The sequence below is a fragment of the Pelistega indica genome (assembly GCF_000506865.1).
GTDB lineage: Bacteria > Pseudomonadota > Gammaproteobacteria > Burkholderiales > Burkholderiaceae_B > Taylorella > Taylorella indica.
Genome location: NZ_AYSV01000002.1, coordinates 1 through 21,166 on the forward strand (window position 1 = coordinate 1; position 21,166 = coordinate 21,166).

The following is a 21,166-nucleotide window of genomic DNA, read 5'->3' on the forward strand; positions in this document are numbered from 1 at the left end:
TACCATATTTAATATTGTTATCCACAGAATCCTCTTATATAAAATTTAACCACAAATATTTTCTCTTTATTATAGTTGAATTATAGGATGGCTAGCAAAGACAAAAAAGGCATCTACAATAACTTGCAGATGCCTTTTAGTAACTACTCTATCTAGAATTAATCAGCTTTACGAGCAGATAATTTTTCTTTAATACGAGCAGCTTTACCAGAACGATTACGTAAGTAGTAAAGTTTTGCACGACGTACAGCACCACGACGTTTAACTTCGATAGAAGCAATTTGTGGTGAGTATAATTGGAATGTACGCTCTACTGCTTCACCTGAAGAAATTTTACGCACGATAAATGCAGAGTTTAAACCACGATTACGTTTTGCAATAACCACACCTTCATAAGCCTGTTGGCGTTTACGGTTACCCTCAACAACGTTTACATTAACTACTACAGTATCACCAGGAGCAAAGTCAACGACTTCTTTTCCACCTGTTAAGCGAGCAATTTCTTCTTGCTCTAGAGTTTGGATTAAATTCATTTCTTATCCTTAAGACCATCATTCGCAACCCTAACATTGAGATAAGACAAGTCTTATCACTGTATTTCCCAAAATACAGTAGTTGCCAGAGGATGGGTAAGCCAATAATTTTAAAAGAATTCTAGTTTTAATTCAAGTAACTAGCCTAATGAGAGAGAAAATATGGCTAATTTTTAGATAGGGCAACACTTTTAGGTAAAAAAACCACAATCCTAAAAAAGCATAAAAAAAGCTTGCAAAACATACTGTATAAATGTACAGTATTATTCATCAGCAACATACAGTTCTGATAATCAGGTTTAGGGTCCTGATTTCCATCTGTCAACAATGAGCATTACTGTTGGCAGATGGTCCTCCTCTCGTACATATGAGATACATTGCATATATGAATAGTACGTTACGGAGTTGTTTTTACCGTTTTCTTATTATAGAGGGAATTTCTATGAAAGCCAACCATAACAATAATTCAGCCCCTGTGAATGCTCAATACAGATTGATCAAAAGTGATCGTGAGAGCTACTCTACTCGACTAGCCCAAGACTGGACCTATACAGAACAGGTTCAGCCACGTGGACTTCGTCATGATTTACGTCAAATGAGCCAATCGCTCTCCTCTAATGTAGGCAATGGTCTTATGATGTTATTGTGGATTAGTATTATTCCTTCCATTAGTCTTTTCGGTACCTTAGCTGGCTATTAATCACTAGACATTAACTTTATCGTTGAGCACGAGAATACGTCAGTTATACCACAATGTCTGAACATTGATTGCTAGCTATTGTTTTTATACTTGCACTAGTCATAACAGCATAGCATGCCAGTGCATCATATTTGCTAATACAAGCTCTGCTCTGGCATCACCTCTACCTTAATACCCTCTAATTCTAATAGAGGGTATTAAGGACGCGAACTAAACTTATTTGCCAATACGTACCCGTTGATAAGCCACTCTTTAGTCTCTAATAACCATCTGAGGCACATAGCGACTAGCTTTAATCGTTTCGCTTAAACCAGTCACTCTTGGTAGGACTTGTGTCATATAGAATAAGGCTAACTGTTGTTTTTCCTTATTAAATGGTGTTCCTTTATCTTGACTAACCAGTGCTGCCTTAGCAAAATGCCAAGCAGAATGTACATATCCTGCTAACATTAAGAAAGGTACACTCACAGCATAAGCTTCACGCAACTGATCGTGCACTGCATAATCAAGAATAGTTTCGATGGCAGACTGATACGCAGTGATAGCATTAGAAAAATAGTCTGCCATCTGTTTAGCATGCTGAACAGATGATTGTTGTAATTCCTCACGTGTTTTCTTCATTTCAGCGACAAAATAGAGAGCCACTTCCCCATTATCTCTCAAAGTTTTACGGCCTATAAAATCATTTGCCTGAATCGCTGTTGTTCCCTCATAAATAGGTAAAATACGTGCATCTCTATAATACTGAGCAGCACCAGTTTCCTCAATAAACCCCATGCCTCCATGCACTTGCACACCCAATGAGGTGACTTCCAGAGACATTTCTGTCGAAAAACCTTTCACAATAGGTACTAAATATTCTTGGATTTTTTTATTATGACCTCTAACAGTATCATCTGTATGATGTGTTGATAAATCATGAGCTGTCGCTGCATACAGAGCAATAGCACGCGCCCCTTGTGTCAGTGATTGCATTGTTTGTAGCATTCTTTGTACATCTGGATGATGAATAATAGGCACAGGACCTGCTTGACGGTCTGTTTGTCTATCTAGAGAACTTCCTTGTAAACGCTCTTTAGCATAGGCTAGAGCTTGTTGGGATGCTCGTTCAGATACAGCAATACCTTGAATTCCTACATTAAATCTAGCCTCATTCATCATGATAAACATATAAGAAAGACCAGCATTCTCTTCACCTACTAAATAAGCAACAGCACCCTCTCCTACCTCACCTTTATTATCCCCAAAGACAAGTACAGCTGTAGGACTAGCATGAATACCTAGCTTATGCTCAATAGATGTACAAAAAACATCATTCCGTTTACCTAAAGAACCATCTTCATTCACTAAGAATTTTGGCACGACAAATAATGAGATACCCTTTACTCCCTTTGGTGCATCTGGTGTACGGGCTAATACCAAGTGAATGATATTTTCAGACATATCATGTTCACCATAAGTAATAAATATTTTTTGACCAAAAAGACGGTAAGTTCCATCCTCCTGTCTAATAGCTTTACTATTTACTAACGCCAAATCAGAACCTGCCTGAGGCTCCGTTAAATTCATAGTACCAGTCCAGCGACCATCTAATAAGGGAGGAATAAATAGATTTTTTTGTTGTTCTGATCCCGCTTGACGGATAGCTTCTACACAACCATCTGTCAGCATTGGGCATAAGCCAAACGACATATTAGCAGCATGCAAATTTTCAGAGGTAGCCGCTGCAATCAACTTAGGAAAACCCTGCCCACCATATTCAACTTCATGTTGCAACGCTTGCCAGCCACTTTCCGTATAAGCTTTAAAAGCATCTTTAAAACCTGTTGGCGACTTCACCTCACCATTAGACCACTGGGCATGTTCCATATCGCCCACTTTATTGAGTGGTGCTAATTGCTCTTCCACAAACTTAGCATTTTCCTCTAAAACAGCAGGGACGATATCATCCGTTATCTCCTCAAAGCCTGGCAAAACCTGAATCTGTTTTAGCAAGCCCATTTCAAATAAATTAAACTGAATATCGTCTAATGCTGCTTTAAAGCTCATTTTTACACCTATAACAATACGAAAATAAATATGCTGTACAAGACTTTGTGTCCTTATACATGATTTGTTTGCAATAAATAACTTATCATCTACAGTATAAGAAAAAATACTTACTCTCATACTGAACCAATAAATTATTAGGGTTATTACCATATTCAGTAGTTTAAATACCATTAACTAGATATGAAAAAACTTTTCTCATTTAATAACTAAATGACAATGAAAAAACGCGTAAATATTCATCTGTAATGATTGCATAAATGGACTATTGATTATGTCTTGCGGATTATTATCTAACTCGTTTGTTATAGGTGCTATTTCAATCACGATATTAGCCTGAGCACAATACGCCCATGACCAAGGTTTTAACCGAGGAATAATCTGAATAATTTTGCCCTCTTTATCACAAAAAATAACAGTAATAGGCATATGCATAAAAAAAGTATGCACGCCTTTACACTGGGGAAAACAAATTCCCTCATCATGTTCTAAGTGCTTGACACCAATCAAGCCTTTTAAACGGGACCAGAATGATGTCGCCATGCTTAAGCGTAATTGACTTGGTTTATGCCCCTTCATACTTATTCCTAGCTATCCACTAATCTTCTCAGTTCACAGCACTAAATAATCTGGCTAAAATCTCTTTATTCAAACATACCGATACGCGATACATAAGTCACTACATAATGAATAAGAACGATAAATGTACAAGGAAATATAAAAATAACCAGTGGAAATAACATTTTTACTGGCGCCTCGGTCGCCTTTTTTTCTGCCCTAAAAAATCGTTCTTGTCTAAATTGTTCTGATTGTGCTCTTAATGTTGGACCGATACTCATTCCCAAGGATTCCGCTTGTGTCATACTAGCCACCCATTGATTGACTTCTGCTAAACCCATTCTTTTCGCCAATTCTTTTAATGCATCAGCTCGATTACTACCTGTCCTCATTAAATTTAATGCATGACTTAACTCACGTTTTAGTGGACCAGTTACCAAAGACTGCGTAGCGACTATTAACGCACTGTGCAAATTCATACCAGATTCTACACATAAGGTCGTCATATCTAACAAAAAAGGAAAATCTTTCAGTAGCAATCGTTGGCGTTGACGTAAAACCCTCTTCAAATGCATAAGCGGTAAATATGCGCCGATTAAACTTATCAATAAAATGACAAACATGAATAGCCACCACTGCGATAAAACTCCTACCAATACCCATCCTAAAAACAATGGCACACACAGAGAAAATAGCACTTGTAACCCCACAATATCATGCAGCGAGATTTCTTCCTCCAGACCAGCTTGTTGCAATAATAAAGACAGGCGTTTTTGATATTTCCATGAACAAAAAGGTAAGGCAATAAGGCTAAATTTATTGACCCATGGCCAACACCATCTATATCGTTGAAAATAGGGAGAAACAACGAGAGGTATAGCATGCTGTTGAATCCCAGGACTTAGCATCAAATAAAATCCAATACATAATGACACACCAGCTAAAAGCATACTTAATAATAGCCACATCATTGCCCCACCTTTCAGAAAATTTGTACGACAACTAAATATCAATGGCAGTAATCTTGCGTATAAACAAATAACCACAAACTTCTAATATAACCACCACAACCAACATCACTAAACCACTCGTACTAGTGAATAATCTATGTAACCCCTGTTCTTGCCCTATATTTAGCACCAATAGTAAAAAAATAGGTAATGCAATCATAACGTTGGCTTGCATTTTTCCCTGACTCGTTAAGGCCTGAATTTTTTCTTCAATTTGCTTAATAGAGCGCAGTGTCATCGCCACTCGCTCAAGTACTTCAGAAAGATTACCTCCTGTCTGTGAGGCTACTTTTAGAGAAGAAATAACCATTTGATTCGCATTTGTCGGAATACGTCTGAGTAAATTATCCATCGCTTCATCAAAACTCAATCCTAATCGTTGCTCATGAAGAGCCAAACCAAACTCTTGTGATAATGGTGCTGGTGCCTCTTGAATCAATATCTTCAACGCACTTTGCATCCCGATACCAGACTTTAGAGCCGATGAAAGTGATAACAACATATCTGGAAGCTGATCATCATAGCGCTTAATTCGTCTTTTTTTTAATTGATGAAAAAAAATAGGCGGTAAAATTAAACTTATTAGGGCACAGACTATCGCAATAAAGATATTTAAAGTAAACATCCATGTCAGCAAACCAATTGTTATAGCAAACAGTACTACGACTAGCCACAACTGTAGTGGATCAATAAAAATAAAGATATCTTGTAAACCATATTTGGCTGTTCCTTTAAAATGCTGCTCATAATCCCTAATGGCCTTATTAAATGCTTTTAAAAACAGAAAAAATACCAAACTTAAACAAATTGCTGTAGATAAAATAATCATTTTTGCTCCTCCTATCTTATTTTTTATCTTCTTATCGTTGATTCTCAAATGCTTTATTACTTAACACCCTGCAGGTGCCATGCTTGTTTGTGTAAACAGCGATGGGGATAATTGAAGACTTCCTTCTTGTCTTAATTGCTCAAAACATGCTGGTAGAATTCCTTTCCCAATAAATCGCTGAGTGGATTTATCATAAGAAAATATTTCTTGTGCTTTGATAACACCACTTTCCATCCCTCCTATTTCAGTAATTGAAGAGATAACCCGCCTACCAGAAGGCAACCTCGCTTGCTGCACAATAAAATGCACACTATTCGAAATTTGCTCTCTTATTGCTATGAGTGGTAAATCCATATCCGCCATCATAATCATGGTCTCTAAACGCGATAAAGCATCTCGTGGGGAGTTAGCATGCAAGGTAGTTAACGATCCTTCGTGTCCCGTATTCATTGCTCCCAACATATCAAATGCCTCAGCTCCCCTACACTCCCCGACAATAATCCTATCTGGACGCATCCGTAGAGCATTTCGGACTAAGTCGCGAATACTGACAATACCTTTTCCTTCATTGTTAGCTGGTCTAGACTCTAGACTAACCAGATGATGATGATTCAATCTCAATTCAGCAGCATCTTCAATCGTAATAATACGTTCGTGACTAGGTATAAAATGAGAGAGTATGTTAAGTAATGTTGTCTTTCCAGATCCTGTACCTCCTGAAACAATGACATTTTTTTTTATGCTCAATACATAATTGCAAAAACTCTGCCATACAGTTATCTAGTGCCCCTAACTGAATTAACTCTGCTATTTGTGGTCTGTGCTGAGTAAATTTTCGGATAGTGAGACTTGCCCCCTTCAATGCAATAGGAGGAATAATGGCATTAACACGTGAACCGTCTGCTAAACGCGCATCTACCATTGGCGAACTCTCATCAATTCGACGTCCTATTGGTGAAACAATACGCTCAATAATGCTTAAAACAGCTTTTTCACTACTAAAAGTAGCTTGACTTTGCATTAACTTTCCAGCACGTTCAATATAAATCTCATCAAATTTATTCACCATAATTTCTGTGATTGATTGATCTTTAAGCAATGGTTCTAACGCCCCTAAACCAACAGCTTCATCCAGAATAATTTGCTTTAATACTTGTCTATCAATTTGCTCATCTAGTTCAGTATCTTCTTCAATAATTCGGCTTAATAATTTATCTGCATCCACTCTTAATGCACTATCACTCAATGTAGCTATATCCCTTTTACGTAACTCTAATGCCTCAAGCAATGCTATATGTAGCCGTTGATGATGTTGCAAATATTGAGCATTTATCACTTTTTCAGCATCAACAAAATGAGGCTGAATAAATTCTTTTAATCTATCAGTAGGAGGAATAATCTGAACATCCTCATCAGGACTTTCTGGCTCTTCTATCTCTAAGATTTTAATCAAGCAAGGTCCTATAATGATTTCATCTTGTCGCTTTAAGGGACCTCCTATAGCAATACGATTACCGTTTAACAAAGTCCCTGACAAAGAGCCATGATCTTCTACATAATAATCACCCTCTTTCTGTATAAATGTGGCATGATGCTTAGAAACTCGCCAGCTTTTTAACACTAAATCCATTTCTTTAGTTTTGCCTACTTTAAAAGGAATAGCGATATATTCAATACTGCTATGCCCGTCTTCATAGAGGAGTTCTACTTTCATAAAAAGTTACCCTTATGGTTTAGAAAATGATGATGGTTTATGAATATTAACTGGAAAGCGTTTTTTTACCTCAGTCGTTATGGATGATTGATATTTTTGCCCCACAGACTCAATCACGGGTTTCTTCTCGATAACAGGTGACGCTTGTATATCTACATTCAATATAGGAGCTTCCTCAAAACTGCTATTAATCACAGCTCGGCTACGATTCACTCGTGTTTGCAATGATTGATTAGACGATGACACAATAACTGGTCGAACAATAATGACTAGTTCTGTCTCATTTTGCTGGAACTTACGTGATCTGAATAATTCGCCTAATACAGGCATATCGCTCGTTCCTGGCATACGTTCCATGCCTTGCAATTGCTCACGTGAAATAAACCCTGAAAGGACTAAAGGCTCCCCTGATTTCACATTAAACTCAGTTGATGTACGGCGTGTTTTTAACGCTGGACCACCGGTTAAACTAATAGAACTATCAACTGAGCTAACTTCTACCTGAATTTTTGAGCGGATCGTGCCATTTTTCTCAATTCTTGGTGTAATAAATAAACTCACTCCATAAGGTTTAAAAACAGTTTGAGTATTCCCATTTGCATCAACCATTGAGTAAGGGACTTCACCCCCCGCTAAAAAATCTGCCGTAGACCCACTACGCGCCATTAACTGTGGTTGAGCCAAAATAACTGCACTGCCTTGGCTCGCTAATGCCTGTATAGATGAACTCAGCAACGCATTTAAACTTGCAAAACCAACTAATTTACCTAAGGGAGCCTCAATTCCAACTTGACCCGGCCTATTAAGAATCGAAGAGACTCCTGCATCTAAAGATGTTCCCAATTGAAAGCCTCCTTGTGAACCATTCCCCCATTTCACGCCCAATTCTTGTAGGTAATGCCTAGGTAACTCTAAAATCTGCACATCTAACATCACCATCTCATCCCACCCTACCTGACTACTCATATCAACAATTTGCGGATAATGTGTTACTAATTTTTGTAACTTTTTCTCTATCCGCATCAGTCAAACGATCGCCTTCCACAATAATTTTTTCTCCTACAATAGTGGCCTTAACATTAGGAATACGATTAAGCATTTTTTTAATATTCTAATAAGGTCTTATTATCTTTTGCTGAGTTAACATCTACGGTATAACTCTTACGCTCACCACTCTCATTCCATATTTCTAATGTAGATTTACCTTCTGCTCGACCAAATAGTATTAGCTCTTTTTCATCATCCGTACTTGCATTAAGCACCTTACTATCTCCAATCGCCACCCGAGCAATCTTTTCTATGGTGAGTACTTTAATTTCGCCCACTAACATGGAAATAGACTCTTGTGCATAACTTACTGTTGTTCCCAGAGACATAAGCCATACACAAGCTATTTGTTTAAAAAACATTTTCTCCTCCTAAACTAATGCATCACCTAGCATTTGTTTTTCATTTATGACATGTAAATATCCAGAACTACTCAGTATCTGCTCCCTTTTATAAAGCTATGGCTGATCTAAGCCACTATTAAGAGGTTCTTCGGTTAAGCCAGATACAGGATTATTTTTAGGTAAACTATTAATCCATGCACTCACAATATCTTCCTGCCCTGGTATCTCAATAATAGATTTATCTTTATTCATCTCATTATCATTAACGCTAGTCTCTTTTTGACTTGTCAGGGCATTCAATTTCTTATTGTCTGTATCCCCATAGATCACACTAGTCTTTTTCTTTGGCTTAACTACTGGATTAGCTATGCCTAGTATTGTGGCTAAATCACCTCTTATCCCTTTTTGCACTGATTTACTATCATGAGGATTTCTAAGTAAGGCGGTGATATGCCCTGACTGTCTAGCTGCCACTAACTTTGCTGCCTCTTCAGGAGCAGTATCCAAGGTTACTGTTGAATAAATATTTTCTTCACCTGTGTCACTTTGCCGACTTTGCTTTCCGGTTGCCATCACTAATACACCTTGTAATAAAGGTGCTGTAATTTGGCGTTGTCGATATTCAAAGGACACATATAAATCAATTAAATCGCCGGGAACTAACATACCTGACACTGAATTGATACTATCAACTGGCATAGTGACCGCTCTACGCCCAACATTAATTTTTTCTGAAAAAGGTTGTTGAGTTGGATTGGTAATATGAAGCCACAGTAAAGGATCTTCCTTTTTTTAATGTTGCTGTTAGCACTTGCCCTTCAATTTGAATAAATTGCTCTGGTGTCAAACTATCACTCATCACTAAATCTTGTGGATACTCTCGTACAGCAATATGAGCTGCTTCTATTTTGGTACCCTGTGGTAAGTCATAAGCAGCGACTATTCTCTGTACAGTAGTGACTTTTGATTTAGCTTCAAGTTCTTCTACTTTTTCCTGTATATATTGTTGTGTTGATAGTGCAGCGATAATACCAGCACCAAGGGCAATCGCTAGTAAGATAATGGTTGTACGCTTAAACTGAATTCTCATCATTACTCCAAAATTCGCTTATTTACCTAAGGGTTCTTCACCGACAAATTACTTAACATTAGATGTAATAATGTTTTCTGCTGGTGATGATGAAAGGTATAAAAAATCTGATACCCCTCTTTATGCCAAGTGTTTAAAGAATAGTTTGTCTGAGTTTGCTGCCAGCCCGTTCGTTTTAGTCCTTGAACTAAAGAAGACTCACTTTGTGATAGTGGTGAAGGCAATTCATAAATCCATTGTCGCATCGCTGAAGGATTATCAACTTCGATATCTAACAGTAATTTTGCTGTAGGTTCTAGCCATGACAATGGCTGTAAACCTGATGTTCTGTAATATGAAGACATCACACTAAACGTTCCTGAATAAGCCTGATCTACCAATCGTTTAATCCATAACACGCCATGGAAGTGCGTCTGATTAATTTCTAGTAATAGTTGACCGGGGAAAACATGGATAAACGTAAACGGATGCTTACCATACTCAAAAAAACTCAATAATTGCTCAAAACCACTTTTCCCTTCAATTGTCCAGACAACTTGAGGCAAAGAGAAAACATACGCTTGCTGTAACAACTGTATTTTTTCAAGTGGCAATTGATTAAATAATTGCTCTCCTTGTTGTTTAAGTTCAGACAAAGTCGTATGTTGAACAAGCGAATTATTACCATTCATCTCTCTAGGCTGTGCTTGTGCATCCATCAGCATCAATACAGCACTTAGCAATAGAAAGAAAACTCTCATTCTTTACTCCTTTCTAAATGATGCTTTGGCACTAAACCAGCCCACGGTCTTAACCAATCAAATACAGGTTTAGCTCTAGCAAATCCTTCATCAACTCCTTCTGCATATCGCTGAATATGTCGACCTAACTGATAAGACTCTAGAGCAACATCTTTCCATGCTCTAGCCGATATTCCTGCACGTTGATTAGCCTCACTATCATTAGATGAATGTTCCGCATCAACCAATATTGATGTATGCCTTTTCATCGAAATTTGCTGCCGATCAAAAAAACCAATATCTATACCCAATGCTGTTTTCTCATTAGAAATCTGTGTATAGTGAGGTTTAGTCGTTACACTAACATGAGCAATCCCTTTATCCTCAATTCCCCACTCTTTACGCAATACAGAGGCTTTTTCATGTTGCATACCTACCTGCATATTCGCCGATAGTTTTTCTTGACGATTAATATCAATAGACAAATTATTTGCTTGAATAATTCGTTGCTGCCTTCTATCTAACCAATACCTTGCTGCTCCCAAAAAGTATTCGTCTTGCACTTCTTGGCTGTCAATATGATCCAAACGACGAGTGAGTTGAAATGCAGCATATCGACTAGCATTGCTTTGTTGATAACTAATATCCAATAGTTTTCCTAGCCAAGAAATCGCAAAAAACAAACTAATCAGTACTAAGAAAACTATTAATGATTCAGCTATGCCTTGTCCTAAATAACACTTAAGGTTTTTCATAAAATCTCCTCTCTGGTAGACTTATAAGACGAGCTTGCCAATAGGGATGCCATAAATTTGCACGCTCTACATAACCATCATTTCTTGATATAGGACGCTCAAAAAAGGTTTCAGCAGCAGACTGTACGGTTAATGTTTGTGTCTGAACTTTAGGTTGAGTTAGGGTCAAAACAAAGGCTAATTGTTCATTTTTACTATCAGCGATATCAACATATGGAACTAGTCCTCCCCCTTTCCAGCGATGCCTCTCACTAATTGCTCGAGAATTTGCTAAAGGGTTGTTTTCACCGGTAAAAATATCCCATTGAGTCGTTTTTTTAACCCACCGCCAAAAATCATCTTTAGAAAAATCAGCTGGAGGATCCTGACTATATTCAATACCTTCTGGTACGGAGTCCGACTGTCCTGGCACCCATCCCCAACCCATGGGATACTCTCGGTAATAACAACCAATCCATTTATTTGATCTCAAGGCATGATATGACTGCGTATCCATAGATTGCCAATTACCTTGCTCATTCAAAATGGTTTCTCCTCTACGCCGTAATTCATGACGCAAATGAGGGCAACGATGGCTAACAGGCAATAGACTTTTTTTCGTGTTATTTCTAGGTTTCAAAAAATCATATACCTGAGCTACATCCGCTAAAAGTGAACGATAATTTGCTTTAGGTTTAAACAGTTGCGTGAATTGTTGCTCATCTTGATTATCTATAGACCACGTTAGCGTCTGAGCTGAAGTAGCTTTTTTTGCTTCATTGATAAATAGTGACAAGGTGTTTTTAGCTGGCAGACTACTGTCTCTTGTCCCAATAGATAGGCTATTTAAGTCTCCTATCACCTGTTTTTCTGGGTAATTACTTTCTAGAATTTTTTGAATTGTCAGATTTCGGCTTTGCTCCATCGTCTTGCGAATGTATAAACTACTCGCCAATAAAACTTTTTCAACGATCTCATCATGCTTAATAAATTGCTGATGTAAGTGCTGATACTGATGGGCTATTGTGGACAAAGTAAAACTCTTTTGTGCTGCTTGATAAGCTTTTGCATGTTTAGCACCAAAATGTGTAGCGATTACCCATACTGGCGGATTTGCCGATGATAAGGACCGGTTCTCCGTACTAGCTAATTTAGCCCAAGACCCTAATGTCACCAGATGAGCCATTGCCATCTGGTGACCAATCTGAGCAATATTGATATAGGCTTGCATATTTAACGCTCTCGCTTGCATCAACGCACCAGAGTACGCCGCAGCATCCACAGAATGAGTTTGCCTTAATTTTTCGCCAATTAAGCGTCCATTACTGTAAAGACCAATCAAGGCTAGAATCAATACACTCATTAAACTAAGTCCTAGTATAAGTGCCTGACCTTGACGATATTGGATGCCGTATTTGTTGCACATCATTAGTTTCCAGCAGACGCATTGCCTGTAAAACTTTTCAACGATTTAGCCGCTGTTTGTGCGGAGGCGTTTTGTGCCGCCGTCTGTGCATTTTGAGACTCAGAACTACCGTCCTCTCCAGCCAACTCCTTGGCCATGGCGGCAGTTTGGGAACGAACAACTTGACCGAATAATTGATAAACACCAATAGCAGCAACTGCTACAAGTGCCACAATGACAATATACTCTATCGTATTTGCATAGCATTTACTAGCTTAATTTACTACAATCTACCTAGTAATTTTTACCCACATTTTTACCCACTTTGTCATAGGATTATATGCTACAGTAAGCGTCTAGGTCGGACACGCCCTTTATAGTTATCCCCTGTTGTCTGGTTCTCTACAGGGCCGTTTGGCATCTGAAGATATAGACATAAGTATTGTAAGGCATCGACCACATGAGACCATGCGTTTTTCTCTGGCTCATTGGCATACTGTGCGCCACTTGTAGAAGCGATACGAAGTTTTCTAAATACATACTTCTCTTCTAAAGCTTGAATAAGTGTAACACACCGTCTATCAATTGCCATCCCTGCCCGACGATTTAAAAACGCCGCCACAGCTTCTCGACGAGGTTTAAACTTATTCGTATAAGCAGTAATAGCTTTAATACCTGCTCGTTGTAAGGCTTGTACAGGCGTTTGGCCAGTAAAGGCATCTCTAGGGTTAGCAGGGTCGCAGATAGCAAGTAGCTGATGCTGGCCAAACTTTTCAGCAATGATAGGTTTTAGTCCCTTATCAATAAACTCCAAGAATGCCGTATCTTCACCGTACACCTCGGCCAATATCACTAAGCTACCCATCTGTAATTGTGCAAATACTGCCCCTGGATGAAGCCCTGAGGTATCAATGCCAACATAGACAGGCGTAAAAGGTAACGGCTCTGTATAAACAGAGGCTACATGCAGTGTACGGCTAAACGTATCAAAAACTATCTTACCGATATTAAATGATGCCCACTTCATCAATAGGAATGATTTAATACGGTTCCAACTGCTTGCATTGGCCAGTTGTTTCTCATAATAACCTGCAGGTAGATTGTCTAAATTCTCTGCTTCATCATTCATCACGAACTGAGGAGGCTCTTCGCCCGCATCGGCTTTCTCAAAGTTGGTACAAATAACAGCAGGTGGTTGCATGAAAAAGTCCAACGTGGCAGGCACATTGCGCACCGTCACATCGTATAGCCAATGATCAACCCCTGGTAAGTTAAAGTCCATGATGACACCAGGCTCTGCACAGATAGCGCCATCTTTAGCGGCAGGGTATCGCCCTACCCGTTGCTGCGCCATCTCGTACACATCTCGTGTTACTTCCGTCGCCTCGTTTATCCATATGACACTCATCTCCATTGAGCGCATCTTGTCAATCTCTGCCTCATCTTCCACGGCTAAGAAAATAAGCTCGAAGTCTACCCATGTCCCATCTGCCTGCTGCCACGTTAGTGTACCTTCCATCGGCTGTGTTAAGGTAATATCCCCCAGCTCTCTTGGTAACCAATCTCGAATGGTCTTTAGCGTTGTAAGCTTTAAGTTTGGGTACGTCGCTCGAATAATAACCACTCGAAACTTACGTCGGTTGTTGGCATCAGGTGGCTGACGCATCGCCCTAAAAATACATTCCCATAATGCCCCAACAGTTTTTCCTCCACCAGGAGGTCCTGCAATGGCTTTATCGGGTTTAGTCGAGTTATGCATCTTTAGGATAGTTGGAGTTGGTTTATAGGATAGCTCCATTATGCCCCTCCATTATCGATGACCACGGTGGGCATATCGCTAATGCCACGGATGCCTTGCCCAACGCTGATATTAATTACCGTACCAGAGGCTCCCTCTTTACCTTTCTTATCGGCACTTGGATCCACGTCGGCATACTTGGCCAATGTCTCAAACATTTTCAAACGTAAGGATGGGTCGGTACCTTTATCCCTGGCCATCTTATACATATCATCCACTAACCGTTCAACGTAATACCGTGCACGCACCTTAAAGCCACGATTAGCCCCGTTTTCTTTAATGAATGCTTTAGCTTCAGCCAATGCCCTTGCGTAAATGGGCGAGGAGGATAAATTGGCAAACTGTATAGGGGTAATATCAAACTGCAATAAAAACCCTTCCAAGTCATCTTCGCTGACGTGTTCTGCCATCGCCATTGAAAAAGCCACTTCATAAATCGTCTCCTGAGGGATAGGCAAATATAACGGCTCTGGCATCTGGAACATACTTGATGGGGAAGTTGCATCAATGGGCAAATCAAACTCGCTCATACTTAACCCCCAAACTTAGTTTCCTCATAAGGAATGCCATAGAGCATGCCATTGGAAGGCACTGCCCCTGCATCCTCTATCTGCCACATTGGTGTTGGTGGTGTTACATCGGGTTGCATGGTATAAGGGGTAACGATGTGGTTACCAAACGGGTCTGGGCGTGAATATGGCGATTTAGCTGGCTGTGGAGGAGTCCAAGGTAAGGGTTGATTAGGTGGTAGTGCTTGAGGTTGTGGTGTATATGGTTGCACCACCGTTTGGGTTTGATTAGGTGATAAAACAGGTGGCGGTAGGCGCACTTCAGGCGCTGCCCAATTCTCAAGACCATAGTGAGGGGCATAGATTTTAATCAGATGCGATAAGGCAATGCGAGTGAGCTGCCGCACTGAAAAGCCAGACGCTTCCGATAATTCTGATAATGTATTACCCACCTCTTTTTCCACGGTTACCTTGTACTCATGCGTGTAGATATGTTTAGGTTTTCGTGGGGTGCTGTCCACCTTTTCTTGGGTACGTATCATCGCTCGTACTGTACGTGCTTTCTTCACCTGACTTGGAACAGCTTTTTTGGCCGTTGTTGGTTCTGCCACTGTAGCATCTGCTTGCACTGGTGTGTTAGCTTCTGGTGTTGGTGCTTGTTTGGTTTGTGCCATGATAATCCTTTTTAAATACGTATTGCAGATATCATAGCGACACTATTTACTCCACTACTCGACCTCTTTATGGGGTATGTTATATCTATGGTATTTGTATGTTTATTTATGTGTTTATTTGTATGTTTATTTATGTGTTTATTTATATGTTTATTTATGTGTTTATTTATATGGTAATGATATGTTGTAAAAAGCCAAAATTTACCAAAAAATAATCGCGAACGGTAGTAGCCAAAATGGGGGGTAGAGGGTGGGACAGATGGGGGGGCGGGGGTAATGGCAGACAATAAAAAAGCCACTAGCGTTAACTAGTGGCTAGCCTAGGGAACCACCCCGAGGCAAGGACTTATCAACCATCCAAATGAGAGATCAAATGATTGAAGTCTTTATTATAGCTAAGTCGTTGTCGTTATGCAAGATATGGTGTAGATGTTATTAAATGTAACAGAGAGGTAAAAATGGGTAGCAGGTTCAGGTAGTACCATATTATAGGTACCTGCCCCCCGCGCGCCTGCCCGTCCAGAGGTCCCCCGCCCTCTTAACAACCAGCAAAGGTGCCCTATCAACACCCCCTATATAATGTACATGGTCAATTGATGACCAAAGGGGTAAACGGTCCGCCCCCTATATATAAAGCGAACCGAAAACAAAAAAACTAGAAATTCTAGTTTTTTAACCTAAAGGAAAAAAATTATGTCTATTACAGTTTTAGATGCAAGCAGTAAAATCCAAGCAGTAGAAAAATACGCTACTGCACTCTTAAACGCGGAGGCTAAAATAGCCCAGCTACAAGAGGACGCCATACAGGCGTTCGTCAGTGTCACAGATTATGTGACACTGAAACAACTCAATAAGGCGTTTAATGACGCCTATTTAAAAGCCGCCCAGCTTAAGGGTAATGACACCACGGATAAGCTTATCCGTGACCGATGCACGGCTAGCGTGCAATATATCCGTACGCTAGCTAAAAAACGGGGCTGGAAACAGCCCGTAAACCCCAACAAGCAGGAAGGGGCTATCAAGCCTGCTACTGATGCTAAATTAGCTACTTCAAAAGAAGTAACTACAGCGGACGGTGTGATAACCGTCAAAGGCGAAATCCAGCTTTCCCGTGAACAGGTTCAGGCAATGATTGCCAGCCTGAACGAGCATATACCATTCGCTATATGGCAAATGATTGCCGATAGCAAAGGTCTAAAAACTGCCTTCCTAAACAAGGCTGGCAGTGAGGGACAACTCACTGCACAGCAACTGCAAGAGTTGCAAGCCCGTCTATTTGAAGAGGTAGCTAAGAGTATCTAAATCTTAGCAATCCTCTTCAGAGGGATACGGTTATTGTTAACCGTATCCCTTTTTGTTCACACCGCCCTGTTGTCACGCTGAAATTTTTTCGGCGCCCCTATCAACAGGCGGCACACGTACGCTCGTCAACAGGCTACGTGTATCTATAGATTAAAAACTAGAAATTCTAGTTTTCCACCATTTTTAAAAGGAATTTGACCATGAAAACAATCATCAATTTAACTCAACACCGTGCAACCTCTGAACAAATCGCAGAGGGGGTTATTGATTTACCAGAGGTGTTAAGCTCTAGAGTTAGAGAATTGCTAACCTTTGACATCTTACCAGAGAAAACAGCCCTTAAAGAAAGGGCTAATAACATTGTTAAGCTCTTGGACATGTACATTACGGAAGAGGCTATGAGGACTGAACGCCCTCTCCCTAAGAAAGTATATGTAATGCTAGGGGGCGCCCCCTATCTGATGCGATACCTAGAAAACGCCCTAAACGGATTCTGGTATTATGACATTATACCACTCTATGCCTTTACAGAGCGTGTAAGCTATGAGGAAACTCAACCTGACGGCACCGTTAAAAAGGTGTCCAGCTTTAAGCACGCTGGATTTGTAGAGGTGTAAGCATGCTAGGCGTCCTATTAACAGCACCAGTAATGGTGCTATGGTGCGCCCTTGTCATCATTGTCAAGGGCTACATGGTTGCCGCCCGTGAATGCAGTAATTTCGGGTCTGATGCGTGGCTTTACGCAACGCTTACCATTGGTACTGTAGGCATTATTGCCAGTATTGTTATGACCGTCATAGCAATTATAAAACGCTAAGGCGTTAAAGGCAGACTAGACATAACCCCTCTAGTCTGCTATACTTGCGTAAAGGTTTAAGCGTGGGAATGTTGTAAGCCTAGTTTTGGAAGGCTCTTTTTCCTGCCTGGTTAAGCTAGCGTTCGTTTCCACGCTTAAGCCTTTAGCATTGCCTTGCATCTGGACGATGCAAGGCAATTTGTTTTTGTAGCCCACGACAGAGCCAAAAAGTTTGGCACTGTCAACAGGCGGCACAGGTACGCTCGTAAACAGGCTACGTGTACCTATAGGTTGAAAAACTAGAAATTCTAGTTTTTTGGTTGTTCTTGTAGTAGAACAATCTTCAGTCTAGACTGTAGTAATAAATAGCCATTTTTAAGCTAATATACGACAATGTAGACTGTTTTAAGTAATGTCGATTTTTTTTTTGCTAGTAACGTTTTTATGGTAAGTAGTGTTAAAACATGGGTTTGTAAGTGTCAAAATGAGGGGTAAAAAGCCCTTAAAAAACGACACCACGCTAAAAAATTGTAGTACCCTTGAAAAAAACTACAAAACAGTTTGACGTTCGTTCTTCAAACAGAACAATCTTTTTGTTGTGGTTTTTTTGGAGGTTTACGGTAGTGTCGAATAGCTACTGCCAAAAATTGCCAAAGATTGGGGGTTTTTAGAGCCAAAAATGGCAGTAGAAAGCCATCTTTGTGACTGGAAAAAGATTGCCTTGGTTTTAGTCCAAAAAATAACTTATTGATTTTATTATATATATATTTCTTTATGTTTAAATTTATAGTTATTCAAATATAGAAATCGATATATTTAAAATTTTCCGTTTAAAATTTTTTTGACGCGCCGTGTTTTATTTTTCCAACAAACTTTTGGTTTTTTAAAATTTTTTAAATTTACATATATCGGTTTCTATATTTGAAATTGCTATAATTTCGACACAACCTCAAATTTTTGATTAAAACAATCTTCAATCTACTTTGTGGTATAACCCTGCCAAAACTAGACACCTCTAGTTTTTATTTTTGGTGTTGACATCACATATAAAAGGAATACTACATGAAAAACGAACGAAACAACTACACGTACTGGGATTACGTCGCTAATACAAAACGCTTACAGCGTGAGTATGGATGGACAGCTGAACAGATTGCCCATAGCACGAACACACAATTAAGTGTTGTGCAAAAACGGCTAGCTGAAGAAATCCCAGAGGATAGTTTTTGTGCGTGGGATGCACAGACACGCGCGAAAATACGAACGGTAATAGCCCGTTATGGGATTAAAAAGGCATCTTATTATTTGGGCGTGCCTGAAAAGCGATTGAAAGCCTTATCTGAGTGGGCGAACCGACCAAAGGCGTCTTATTATAAATTATGGCATGACACCAAATACTGGTTTCAGCAATATAGTTTTTCTTTTGGCTGGAGCGATTTAGCCAATTGGATAAAAGAGTTTTACCCATTATCCCCTTATCTTAAGGAGTTGGAGCATCATGAAAGTATGTCACCAGTGCAAAGCAAAGGTGCATGGGAGGAGTTAATCACCTTGCCCTCACCCATGGATACGGTTTCAGCGTCTTATTATATCGCTGCGTTTAGGTATCACCATACGACATTTAACTTTACGCACAATGGCATAACCTATTTCAACAAGCGTATTATCTATGACGCTAAGACGGAGCATAAATACCGCATCAACGGAGTGTACATTATCCTACGGGAGCATAAACGCTATAACCGCCAGTTTAAAATGGATAGGAATAGAATTGTTTCCCATTTGAAATCATTACCTGTAGGCGAACGGATACTGTTAACAATGGTGCATAAGGGATATCAGTATGGTATCGTGCTGACCAAAACAAAATTGGACGAAGGACCTGCTAAATGGGTGATTACTGGAGCTAGACGTACTATAACCTTCTACCCAGGCGTGCCGAAGTGGGCATATGAAAGCTTTGGCGAGAACGAGCAGTTAGAGACCTATAGTAAGCCACGCAAAGAGAGAAGGCGCCTACCCAAGGTGTCACCGTTGCCAACCCAAGTCGAAAACTAGAAATTCTAGTTTTTATTTTTAACCGTGATATCACATATAAACGTGACCTATCACATAATCTAACCAATCAACATATTAGAGAGGAAATAATGAAATATAACCGATTAATTCAAAACCCAGGCGTTGCTAATGCAGCGTTCACCTTATTGACTTTTTTAGGCACGGTAGCCGCTGGCTTTATCTTTACCCTGTCAACACCCCACACGATGGGGTTTTATTTTACGGGTACGGCAACCACTTGCCTACTAGCGTTATTTATTGCTCTAGTGGTATCGCACCTAGAGCACCTATTCGATGTTATGGAGGGCAAATAATTATGGGCTCTCCAAATTTCGCTCCAAGTATCTATCCTGCCGTTGGCTTTGTGCCAATGGACGACTGGGAGGACATGTCAGACAACGACGTAGATTTTTATGTTGGTCTGAAAGAGGACATTCTTGACCTCTTACCTATCCTCGAGGATGCCATCCTCACCGCCCTAGATTTACCTGAGTTTTTCAATGGGCAATTGCCATACATCTTTGGAGTAGAGGACGGCTATGCGGAGGGATTCCGCCTCTATATAGAGTCGTATCGTTATGGCATCCATGATGCCAAGGCATTCTCTGAGGATGGGGCTTATGAGTATTGGCAAGCCCTGTTGGACGTTACCACAGAGGACAGTGGCATACGCTTTGAGGAATTTTTTGGGCAATACGTCCGTTGCCGTCTGTTCATGAATTACGTCCTCATCAAATTGTTACCTCAACTCTTCCCTGCCCTTACGGGGCAGATGGGTGGCTGGACAGGCGGCAGTTACGCCCTTGATGGCATTGCCGAGAAAGAGTTTCCCGATGGTTTCGGTGACGATTACGAACGCCTACTAGGCGTCTTGCACGACGACCTAGAGCGTCGGGGGTGGCTACAAAGCACACCCGAATGGCGTGCCATCTTACGCCCAACACAAGCTTAACCATAATAAAACCTCAGAATTCTGAGGTTTTTTATCCCCCATTCAGTTCTTTACTAGGAGTACATTATGCCCACAAATAGTTTAACCCAACAGCCCACTCAAGATAGGGAGTATAAGCGCTCATACAATATGCAACTACTGGCATATACGACCGCATCAAGGTCGCCAAGCCCATGGCGATATCTGCCAGACGACAACGTCACCTCAATGATTAACTATGCCACCGTACCAGGGGACGCTCCTGTGTTTGGGTGGCTGTGGGTCAATACCGCTGTGTTTGATGACCCTAACGACTATCCAGCGGCACCCGTTATTGATATTGTGAAGTTACACATACGGAATTTC

At 40.1% G+C, this 21,166-nt stretch carries 26 protein-coding genes; 8 read left to right on the forward strand and 18 right to left on the reverse strand.

Annotation, left to right across the window (positions count from 1 at the left end):
* Positions 1–158: 158 nt before the first annotated feature.
* Positions 159–533 carry a 50S ribosomal protein L19 gene (gene rplS, locus V757_RS15675; RefSeq protein WP_023948751.1) on the reverse strand — a complete coding sequence of 125 codons (375 nt, stop codon included), beginning with the start codon at positions 531–533 and terminating at the stop codon, positions 159–161.
* A 442-nt stretch (positions 534–975) separates the two neighbouring features.
* Here rplS and V757_RS15680 point away from each other — a divergent pair, with 442 nt between their 5' ends.
* Positions 976–1,233, forward strand: a complete 258-nt coding sequence (locus V757_RS15680) for a hypothetical protein (RefSeq protein ID WP_023948752.1) — start codon at positions 976–978, stop codon at positions 1,231–1,233.
* A gap of 252 nt (positions 1,234–1,485) precedes the next feature.
* Here V757_RS15680 and V757_RS15685 read toward each other — a convergent pair whose 3' ends face one another.
* The 17 genes from V757_RS15685 to V757_RS15745 form a co-directional block, all read right to left on the reverse strand.
* The gene (locus tag V757_RS15685; protein WP_023948754.1) at positions 1,486–3,282 is read right to left on the reverse strand and encodes an acyl-CoA dehydrogenase; all 1,797 of its coding nucleotides are present in this window, start codon (positions 3,280–3,282) and stop codon (positions 1,486–1,488) included.
* 198 nt (positions 3,283–3,480) lie between these two features.
* On the reverse strand, positions 3,481–3,861 hold the full coding sequence (locus V757_RS27255; RefSeq protein ID WP_023948756.1) for a DUF192 domain-containing protein: 381 nt from the start codon (positions 3,859–3,861) through the stop codon (positions 3,481–3,483).
* A gap of 65 nt (positions 3,862–3,926) precedes the next feature.
* Entirely contained in the window at positions 3,927–4,811 is an 885-nt protein-coding gene (locus V757_RS15690) for a type II secretion system F family protein (protein WP_023948758.1), read from the reverse strand.
* A gap of 31 nt (positions 4,812–4,842) precedes the next feature.
* Complete coding sequence (locus tag V757_RS15695; RefSeq protein ID WP_023948760.1) at positions 4,843–5,679, reverse strand: type II secretion system F family protein; 837 nt, start codon at positions 5,677–5,679, stop codon at positions 4,843–4,845.
* A gap of 60 nt (positions 5,680–5,739) precedes the next feature.
* A complete protein-coding gene (locus tag V757_RS29500) occupies positions 5,740–6,426 on the reverse strand; it encodes a TadA family conjugal transfer-associated ATPase (protein WP_261796377.1) in 687 nt (228 codons plus the stop codon).
* A complete protein-coding gene (locus V757_RS29505) occupies positions 6,362–7,393 on the reverse strand; it encodes an ATPase, T2SS/T4P/T4SS family (protein ID WP_261796378.1) in 1,032 nt (343 codons plus the stop codon). Before V757_RS29505 ends, V757_RS29500 begins: the two co-directional genes overlap by 65 nt.
* A 12-nt stretch (positions 7,394–7,405) precedes the next feature.
* Complete coding sequence (locus tag V757_RS15705; RefSeq protein WP_052019157.1) at positions 7,406–8,416, reverse strand: type II and III secretion system protein family protein; 1,011 nt, start codon at positions 8,414–8,416, stop codon at positions 7,406–7,408.
* Positions 8,417–8,496: 80 nt separating this feature from the next.
* Positions 8,497–8,802: a pilus assembly protein N-terminal domain-containing protein gene (locus tag V757_RS27260; protein ID WP_052019159.1), complete on the reverse strand. Its 306-nt coding sequence runs from the start codon at positions 8,800–8,802 to the stop codon at positions 8,497–8,499.
* A 96-nt stretch (positions 8,803–8,898) separates the two neighbouring features.
* Positions 8,899–9,558 (reverse strand): Flp pilus assembly protein CpaB, encoded by a 660-nt coding sequence (gene cpaB / locus V757_RS29025; protein WP_315970362.1) that lies wholly within the window; start codon positions 9,556–9,558, stop codon positions 8,899–8,901.
* Positions 9,506–9,874, reverse strand: a complete 369-nt coding sequence (locus V757_RS29030) for an SAF domain-containing protein (RefSeq protein WP_052019163.1) — start codon at positions 9,872–9,874, stop codon at positions 9,506–9,508. Before V757_RS29030 ends, cpaB begins: the two co-directional genes overlap by 53 nt.
* 26 nt (positions 9,875–9,900) lie before the next feature.
* On the reverse strand, positions 9,901–10,614 hold the full coding sequence (locus tag V757_RS15715) for a hypothetical protein (protein WP_023948762.1): 714 nt from the start codon (positions 10,612–10,614) through the stop codon (positions 9,901–9,903).
* A complete protein-coding gene (locus V757_RS15720; protein WP_023948764.1) occupies positions 10,611–11,348 on the reverse strand; it encodes a hypothetical protein in 738 nt (245 codons plus the stop codon). Before V757_RS15720 ends, V757_RS15715 begins: the two co-directional genes overlap by 4 nt.
* Positions 11,335–12,756, reverse strand: a complete 1,422-nt coding sequence (locus tag V757_RS15725; RefSeq protein ID WP_023948766.1) for a Tad domain-containing protein — start codon at positions 12,754–12,756, stop codon at positions 11,335–11,337. Before V757_RS15725 ends, V757_RS15720 begins: the two co-directional genes overlap by 14 nt.
* A complete protein-coding gene (locus tag V757_RS15730) occupies positions 12,756–12,983 on the reverse strand; it encodes a hypothetical protein (RefSeq protein ID WP_031273920.1) in 228 nt (75 codons plus the stop codon). The genes V757_RS15725 and V757_RS15730 overlap by 1 nt, the downstream gene beginning before the upstream one ends.
* A 92-nt stretch (positions 12,984–13,075) precedes the next feature.
* Complete coding sequence (locus tag V757_RS15735) at positions 13,076–14,530, reverse strand: hypothetical protein (RefSeq protein ID WP_023948768.1); 1,455 nt, start codon at positions 14,528–14,530, stop codon at positions 13,076–13,078.
* Positions 14,530–15,045: a hypothetical protein gene (locus V757_RS15740; RefSeq protein ID WP_147628807.1), complete on the reverse strand. Its 516-nt coding sequence runs from the start codon at positions 15,043–15,045 to the stop codon at positions 14,530–14,532. The genes V757_RS15735 and V757_RS15740 overlap by 1 nt, the downstream gene beginning before the upstream one ends.
* A gap of 17 nt (positions 15,046–15,062) precedes the next feature.
* Positions 15,063–15,713 (reverse strand): hypothetical protein, encoded by a 651-nt coding sequence (locus V757_RS15745; RefSeq protein WP_023948770.1) that lies wholly within the window; start codon positions 15,711–15,713, stop codon positions 15,063–15,065.
* Positions 15,714–16,406: 693 nt separating this feature from the next.
* On the opposite strand from V757_RS15745, the gene V757_RS15750 reads away from it, so the two are divergent.
* The 7 genes from V757_RS15750 to V757_RS0112920 all read left to right on the forward strand — a co-directional run.
* On the forward strand, positions 16,407–17,015 hold the full coding sequence (locus V757_RS15750; RefSeq protein WP_023948771.1) for a tape measure protein: 609 nt from the start codon (positions 16,407–16,409) through the stop codon (positions 17,013–17,015).
* 200 nt (positions 17,016–17,215) lie between these two features.
* Positions 17,216–17,632, forward strand: a complete 417-nt coding sequence (locus V757_RS15755) for a hypothetical protein (protein ID WP_023948773.1) — start codon at positions 17,216–17,218, stop codon at positions 17,630–17,632.
* Positions 17,633–17,634: 2 nt separating this feature from the next.
* A complete protein-coding gene (locus tag V757_RS15760; RefSeq protein WP_023948775.1) occupies positions 17,635–17,832 on the forward strand; it encodes a hypothetical protein in 198 nt (65 codons plus the stop codon).
* A 1,041-nt stretch (positions 17,833–18,873) separates the two neighbouring features.
* The gene (locus V757_RS15765; RefSeq protein WP_023948777.1) at positions 18,874–19,869 is read left to right on the forward strand and encodes a hypothetical protein; all 996 of its coding nucleotides are present in this window, start codon (positions 18,874–18,876) and stop codon (positions 19,867–19,869) included.
* A gap of 89 nt (positions 19,870–19,958) precedes the next feature.
* Positions 19,959–20,183 (forward strand): hypothetical protein, encoded by a 225-nt coding sequence (locus V757_RS15770; RefSeq protein ID WP_023948778.1) that lies wholly within the window; start codon positions 19,959–19,961, stop codon positions 20,181–20,183.
* A gap of 74 nt (positions 20,184–20,257) precedes the next feature.
* Complete coding sequence (locus tag V757_RS15775) at positions 20,258–20,821, forward strand: hypothetical protein (RefSeq protein WP_147628809.1); 564 nt, start codon at positions 20,258–20,260, stop codon at positions 20,819–20,821.
* A 66-nt stretch (positions 20,822–20,887) separates the two neighbouring features.
* Positions 20,888–21,166, forward strand: a 279-nt coding sequence (locus V757_RS0112920; protein ID WP_031273923.1) for a hypothetical protein, incomplete at its 3' end; no start/stop codon positions are given.